The sequence below is a fragment of the Rhodobaculum claviforme genome, assembly GCF_016653255.1.
Taxonomy (GTDB): domain Bacteria; phylum Pseudomonadota; class Alphaproteobacteria; order Rhodobacterales; family Rhodobacteraceae; genus Rhodobaculum; species Rhodobaculum claviforme.
This window is the reverse complement of sequence record NZ_NHSD01000177.1, coordinates 1-7,095: the sequence shown is the minus strand read 5'-3', so window position 1 is coordinate 7,095 and position 7,095 is coordinate 1. Positions and strand designations below refer to the sequence as shown.

6 protein-coding genes and 1 tRNA gene are annotated in these 7,095 nt (G+C 73.7%); 6 read left to right on the top strand and 1 reads right to left on the bottom strand.

Going from position 1 to position 7,095, the window contains the following annotated elements:
• Positions 1 to 30: 30 nt before the first annotated feature.
• Complete coding sequence (locus CCR87_RS05870) at positions 31 to 885, bottom strand: universal stress protein (RefSeq protein ID WP_201156628.1); 855 nt, start codon at positions 883 to 885, stop codon at positions 31 to 33.
• A gap of 160 nt (positions 886 to 1,045) precedes the next feature.
• Here CCR87_RS05870 and CCR87_RS05865 point away from each other — a divergent pair, with 160 nt between their 5' ends.
• From CCR87_RS05865 to CCR87_RS05840, 6 genes are all read left to right on the top strand, one after another.
• Positions 1,046 to 1,825, top strand: a complete 780-nt coding sequence (locus tag CCR87_RS05865) for an SDR family oxidoreductase (RefSeq protein ID WP_201156627.1) — start codon at positions 1,046 to 1,048, stop codon at positions 1,823 to 1,825.
• A 102-nt stretch (positions 1,826 to 1,927) separates the two neighbouring features.
• Positions 1,928 to 3,031 carry an AAA family ATPase gene (locus CCR87_RS05860; protein ID WP_207186569.1) on the top strand — a complete coding sequence of 368 codons (1,104 nt, stop codon included), beginning with the start codon at positions 1,928 to 1,930 and terminating at the stop codon, positions 3,029 to 3,031.
• Positions 3,028 to 4,311, top strand: a complete 1,284-nt coding sequence (locus CCR87_RS05855) for a vWA domain-containing protein (RefSeq protein ID WP_201156625.1) — start codon at positions 3,028 to 3,030, stop codon at positions 4,309 to 4,311. The genes CCR87_RS05860 and CCR87_RS05855 overlap by 4 nt, the downstream gene beginning before the upstream one ends.
• A 96-nt stretch (positions 4,312 to 4,407) precedes the next feature.
• Positions 4,408 to 5,577, top strand: coding sequence for an alpha-hydroxy acid oxidase (locus tag CCR87_RS05850; protein ID WP_201156624.1), 1,170 nt, complete (start codon positions 4,408 to 4,410; stop codon positions 5,575 to 5,577).
• A 66-nt stretch (positions 5,578 to 5,643) separates the two neighbouring features.
• Positions 5,644 to 5,720 (top strand) — tRNA-His (locus CCR87_RS05845).
• 576 nt (positions 5,721 to 6,296) lie between these two features.
• Positions 6,297 to 7,095: PepSY-associated TM helix domain-containing protein (locus CCR87_RS05840; RefSeq protein WP_201156623.1), on the top strand; the 799-nt coding region annotated here is incomplete at its 3' end.

Sequence of the window (7,095 nt, the reverse complement as noted above, 5' to 3'; positions counted from 1 at the left end):
GGCTTGGGCGGGACCGGGGCGCGCCCGGTGTCACAATGGCGGGGGCTTGGTCACGATGACATCCGTGGGCGGCTCGCGCATCAGATCGCGCGCATAGTTGCCCAGCGTCTCGGGGTCGCGGCCCGAATGGGTGCCGATGGCCAGCAGGTCCGGGCGCAGCTCCTCCAGGCGAAAGGCGAGGACCTCGTGCACGCCGCCCACGACGATTTCGGGCGGGTGCAGCCCCGCGGGCACGCCGGGCATCGCCAGGAACGCCCGGCACATGGCCTCGGCCCGGGTCATCGCGCGGCTGGCGCTGACGCCGCCGTGGCTGAACTTGTCGCGCAGGCCCAGTTGCAGCGCATGGATGGCGTGGAACTGCGCCCCGGGGCTGGCGACGCGCGCGGCCGCCGCCAGCGCCGCCGCGCAGGCCGGAGCGAAATCCGTGGACGCCAGCACCGTGCCATAGTCCCGCGTCACCGGCGTGTGGGCGATCAGAACCGGCACCGGGGCGCGCAGCACGATCCGCTCCATCGTGGTCAGGCGCAGCATGTCGAGCACCCGGCGGAACCGGTGCAGGCCGAGCAGCACCAGCACCCCGCCCTCGGCAAGGCAGACGCTGCGGATCGCGATATCGGGCGGGCCGGTGAGCACCCTGACCTCGGCCCGCGGGGACGGCTGCGGGGGGGCGCCCCCAGGCCCGGCCCCAGACCCGCCCGCAGCCGCGAGCGCCTGCTCCAGCGCCTCGCGGGCGGCCTGCACCCTGGCCTCGGAGGTGCCGTCGGGCAGGGCATGCACCAGGATCACCCGCGCGGACATGCGCCGCCCCAGCGCCAGCGCCCGCCCGGCCACCTCGCGCGACAGCGGTGTCAGGTCGCTTGCCGCGATGATCGTGCCCGTGGCCATCCTGTCCTCCGCCGCCATGACCCGCACTTCTATGGGAAGACCCCATCGCCTGCCAAGTCCCGCCGTCGGCACCGGCGGCGCCCCGCCGGCGGCCCTTTTCCCTGCTGCGCGCAGATGATAGGCGAAATGTCGCAGAGGATGACGCGCGGGGGGCAGGGCGATGGATCTGGGCATCAGGGGCAGACGGGCGGTGGTGTGCGCGGCCTCCAGGGGGCTGGGGCGCGGCTGCGCCGAGGCGCTGGCGGCGGCGGGTGTCGATCTGGTGGTGAACGCCCGCGGGGCCGAGGCGCTCGCACGCACCGCCGAGGCGATCCGCAGCGCCCATGGCGTGCAGGTCACCGAAGTCGCCGCCGACATCACCACCGAGGACGGTCGCGCCGCCGTGCTGGAGGCCGCGGGCGCCGTGGACATCCTGGTGACGAATGCGGGCGGCCCGCCGCCGGGGCTCTGGTCGGACTGGGACCGCGCGGACTTCATCGCGGCCCTCGACGCCAACCTGCTGACGCCGGTGGCGCTGATGCAGGCGCTGCTGCCGGGGATGATGGAGCGCGGCTGGGGGCGGGTGGTCAACATCACCTCCGGCTCGGTCAAGGCGCCGATCCCGCAACTGGGGCTGTCGAACACCGCGCGCGCGGGGCTGACGGGCTTTGTCGCGGGCACCGCGCGGCAGGTCGCGGGGCGCGGCGTGAGCATCAACAACCTGCTGCCGGGCATCCACGCCACGGACCGCGCCGACGCGCTGGACGGTGCGGTGGTCCGCGCCCAGGGCATCACCCTGGAGGAGGCGCGCGCCCGCCGCGCCGCCACCATCCCCGCAGGCCGTTACGGCACCGCCGAGGAATTCGGCGCCGCCTGCGCGTTCCTGTGCTCGGCCCATGCGGGGTTCATCGTGGGGCAGAACATCGTTCTGGACGGCGGGGCGATCAACGCCACGATCTGAGGTCCGGCACGTCGGCATTTGGTCGCGCCGGGTCGACAGCGCCCCGGCGCGCGCCACATCTGTGACGGTCAGGTCAGGAGGGCACAGGTGGGCGTCAACGCGATGCGGGTGGCCGCCGGAGAGGCGCAGGCGGCGTTGCGGGCCGGGTGGCAGGCCCAGCGCGCGGGGGCATTGACGGTGTCGTGGATGCTGCATGGCGGCCCCGGCGTGGGCAAGACGCAGATCGTGCAGCAACTGGCGACCGAGATGGGCGCGCGGCTTTACGACCTGCGCCTGACGACGATCGAGCCGCAGGACCTGCGCGGGCTGCCGTACTATGACCACGACACCCGCAAGACGCTGTGGTACCGCCCCGAGGATCTGCCGGACGACCCCGATACCCCGTCGCTGCTGTTCCTGGACGAGCTGACGGCGGCGGCGCCGCATCTGCAACCCGCCGTCTATGGCCTGTTGCAGGAGCGCCGCGTCGGCCCGCACCGGCTGCCCGACAGCGTGTTCATCGTCGCCGCCGGCAACACGGTGGAGGACGGTGCGGTCGCCTACGAGATGGGCTCGGCGCTGTCGGACCGGCTGGTGCATCTGATGGTGCAGGCCACCGCGACGGACTGGCTGGAGAATTACGCCGTCCCCACCGGCCTGCATCCGGCGGTCGTGGCCTTTGTGCGCACCCGCCCGGATCTGCTGGAAACCACCGCGCAGTCGCTCGACCGTGGCGAGATGATCGCGGCCACCCCGCGCAGCTGGGAGCGTGTCAGCCAGATCCTCGGCGCCGTGCGCGACCGCCGGCTGCGGCACATGATGGTCGCGGGCACCCTGGGCGAGGCGATCGCTGCGGAATTCGCGGTGGTCGCCGACGATATCGCCGCCACCGTGCGCGTGGCCGAGATGCTCGCGGTCCCGCAGAAATCCCGCTGGGCGATGTATCCCGCGTCCATGCACGGGTTGCACGCGCTGGTCTATGGCCTGATCGGCGCGCTGGAGGCGGACACCGTGGCCGAGGTCAGCGAGGTGATGGCCGGCCTGCCCGCCCTGCCGCGCGAACGCCCCGAGGAGGGGTTCGCGCGCCTGCCGCTGGCCGAGCTGACGACCCACGGGTTCGAATTGCTGCTGCGCCGGGGTCTGGACCGCGGCCTGGGCGAGGCGTTCCTCGCCGCCCCCGCCTATGTCGCCTATGCCGAGGAGCGCGCTGCGCTGGGCCTGGGATGAGCGTGGGCGCGCATTCCGCCCGCGCCACCGCCGCGCTGCGGCGCATGGGCGAGGACGACCCCGCGCTGGGCGCGCTGGCGCTGTGGGTCGCGCACCGCGACGCCGACGAGGGCGCCCCCGAGGACGGCGCGGTCGCCTGGACCGACGGGCGCACCATCTTCTATGGCCCGCGATTTGCCGATCTGGCGGCGCATGAGCAGGTGGGCGCGGCGGCGCATCAGGTCCTGCACGTCGCGCTGCGCCACCCCGCGCGGGCGCGCACGCTGGCGGCGCGCCTGGGCACCGGGGTGCGCGGCTACAACCTGGCCGCCGACGCCATCGTCAACGAGACGCTGGTGCAGGCGGGCCATGCCCTGCCGCGCCCGGCGGTGCTGCTTGCCGGTCTGGTGGCCGAGGCGCTGGGCGACCGTGATCCCGCGCCGCTGGCGCGCTGGGATGCGGAACGCCTGGCACTGGCGCTGGCGGCCCGATCGGGCCGCGACGGCGACGGCGAGGGGGCGCGCAAGGGCACGACCTCGGAGCGGGCCGAGGCGCACGCCGCCGCCCAGGGCTTCCGCCGCGACATCCGCCCCGACGGCACCGACCGGGGCGGCGGCGAGGACGCCGAGGCCGCCGCCGAATGGCAGGGGCGCCTGGCGCGCGCGCTGGCCGCCGGACGCGCGGCCGGGCGCGGCATCGGCGCGCTGCGGGGTGTGCTGGCTGACATTCCCCGCAGCGATGTCCCCTGGGAGGTGGTCCTGCGCGGCCTGATCACCCGCGCCGTCGCCCGCCACCCCGAGGTGTCGTTTCAGCGCCCCGCCCGCCGCTGGGTCGCGGCCGACTCGGACGCCCGGCGCCACGGCCGCCCCACCCCGGGCTTCGAGCCGGGCCGCGCGCCGATGCCCCGCGCTGCGCGTCTGGCGGTGGGCGTCGACTGCTCCACCTCCATCGACAATGCCCGGCTGGCGCTGTTCGCGGGGCAGATCGCGGGCATCGGACGGCGCACCGGGGCCGAGGTCCATGTCCTGCCGTTCGACACCGAGGTGCAGTCCATCCGCCGCATGCAGGGCGCATCATGGGAGGACGAGATCCGCGCCCTGCCGCTGGGGCGTGGCGGCGGCACCGACTTTGGCCCCGTCATCGCGGCCGCGGCCGGGCTGGGGCCCTCGGCCATCGTGATCCTGACCGATCTGGACGGGCCGCTGGGGCCGGCACCGGGCCGGGTGCCGGTGATCTGGGCGGTGCCCGGCCCGGCCCCGCGCGCGCCCGCGTTCGGCCGGGTCGTCAGCCTTGCGCGCTGATGCCGCCCGCGCCCCACGCGCCCCACGCGCCCCACGCGCATTGTGCGCACGCCACGCGCTTGCTACGCCACGTCAACTTGCAAGGGAACCGCATCCATGCCCGTGATCACCTGCATCGAGGATTTGCACCGGATCTACCGCCGCCGGGCACCGCGGATGTTCTACGACTACTGCCAGTCCGGCAGCTGGACCGAGCAGACGTTCCGCGACAACGTCACCGATTTCCACAAGATCCGGCTGCGCCAGCGGGTTGCGGTGGACATGTCCGACCGCTCCACCGCCACGACCATGGCCGGGCGGGACGTGGCGATGCCGGTGGCGCTGGCGCCTGTGGGGCTGACGGGGATGCAGTCGGCCGACGGTGAGATCAAGGCCGCCCGCGCGGCCGAGGCGTTCGGGGTCCCCTTCACGCTGTCGACGATGTCGATCTGCTCCATCGAGGATGTCGCGGCAGCCACCGGCAGGCCCTTCTGGTTCCAGCTTTACGTCATGAAGGACGAGGACTTCGTCGCCAACCTGATGCGCCGTGCCAAGGCCGCGGGCGTGGACACGCTGGTGCTGACGTTGGATCTGCAGATCCTCGGCCAGCGGCACCGCGACATCAAGAACGGGCTGTCGGCGCCGCCCAAGCTGACGATCCCGACGCTTCTGGACCTGTCCACCAAATGGGCGTGGGGGCTGGAGATGCTGCGCACGCCCCGGCGCGGCTTCGGCAACATCGTGGGTCACGCCAAGGGGGTCAGCGACACCTCCTCGCTGGCCTCCTGGACGGCGGAACAGTTCGATCTGAAACTCGACTGGGACAAGGTGGCGCGGCTGCGCGACCAGTGGGGCGGCAAGCTGGTCCTCAAGGGCATCCTCGACGCCGAGGACGCCCGCAAGGCCGCCGCGATCGGCGCCGAGGCCATCGTGGTGTCGAATCACGGCGGCCGCCAACTGGATGGCGCGGTGTCGTCGATCCGGATGCTGCCCTCGATCATGGACGCGGTCGGCAAGGACACCGAGGTCTGGCTCGACAGCGGCATCCGCTCGGGACAGGACGTGCTGAAGGCGCTGGCGCTGGGCGCGCGCGGCACGATGATCGGGCGGGCCTTTGTCTATGGGCTGGGTGCGATGGGGCAGGCCGGCGTGACCCGCGTGCTGGAGGTCATTCACAAGGAACTCGACACCACGATGGCGCTGGTGGGCGAACGCGATGTCCATGCGCTGGGCCGCCACAACCTGATGCTGCCGCAGGGGTTCGACGACCCCGCCACCGCGCTGTAACGGACCCTCGCGCGGGCGGCGCGGCGCTCTTGCATTCGCCGTCGCCTGCGACTAACAGGACCGCGTGCCGCCTTAGCTCAGTTGGTTAGAGCACCAGATTGTGGATCTGGGGGTCCCCCGTTCGAGCCGGGGAGGCGGTACCACCGTTCCAGAACAAGTTGCCGGTCGGTCGGGGCATGCGCGGATGCGCAGCCGCGCGCAGGGCTGATTCGCGACGCGGGGGCCATGGCCCGGGCGGCGGCGGGCGACCCGGCAAGGTCCCGCGCCCCCTGGCGGTGACGGGACGCGCCCCATCCCCGAAGACCCCCCGCGTGACGTTGCCGGACCTGCGGCCATTGCCCGGCCCTCCGGCCGCTGAGGGCCAGGGCCTTGTCGCCGGCGGGTTCCCGCGCGCCCGGCCTCCCGGTCATGCAGGCCGTGGAGCGGGCCTGTCCTCGGGCCTTTCGGGGGCGACGGCCCCCCCGGCCATCAGGCGATCCGCTCCCAAGGGCCGTGCGCGACGGCCCGGTGGGGCTGGTCTGGGCGGGATCGACCCGGCCGATCCGCGGGGGCGGTCGTCCCGGGCCGCGGACCCCCGGTCACGCCGCGCGATCGGGCGTGGCGCATGGGGCCGGCGGCGGTTTTCCGCCATGTCCCGCGCGCAGTTGATCTGGCACAAGGCGCGCGTCCGGCCGGTGTGAAGGCTGCAGGCGACCGCAGCCATCGGAGTGGGCCCCGTGATGAAACCTGTGCTGATCCGGCTTCACCGCTGGGTGACGCTGGTGCTGCTTGTTCCCATCGTCTTTCTGATCGTGACCGGGGGCATTCTGGCGCTGCAACCGATGGTCCAGGACCTGACCTCGGGCCCGGCGCTGGAGCGGCCGGTGCCGGTGGGCGAGGCCGCGGCGTTGCTGCGTGCCGTCGACGGCGCCGCCCAGGCCCGCGCTCTGCGCTTCGAGGCGCCGGGCACCCTCGTGCTGGAATTCAGCCGTCAGGGCGTGCGGGCGGTGCACGCCTTCGACATGGCCACGCGCCGCGACCTTGGCCCGCGCGCCGAGGGGGCGCAGGTCTTCCATACGATCGGCTCGTTGCACAAGCATTTCGTCCTCGGCCTCGAATGGCTGGTCGAGGTCGCGACCCACGCGCTGGTCGGGGTGCTGCTGATCGGGCCGCTGCTGGCCTGGCCACGGCTGCGCAATACGGTGGCGGGCTGGCACATGGCGCTGGGCTGGGGCGCGCTGCCGGTGGCGGGGGTGATCGCGGTGACGGCATCGCTGCTGGCGCTGGGGGTCGGGACCGGCGGCGTGCCGCAGGTCGACCGCAGCGCCGGCCGGCTGGCGTTGCCGCAGGCGCTGGAGGCGGCGGCGCGCGACCACGGGCTGACCCACATCGAGCGGGCGACGACCCGCCAGCGCGTCACGGTGGTGCTGACGGGGCGGGCCGGGGATGACCCGGTGACGCTGGTGGTGACGCGCGACGGCATCACCCCGATGGCCGGGAACCTGCCGCTGCTGGAGGCGCTGCACCGGGGGACCTGGG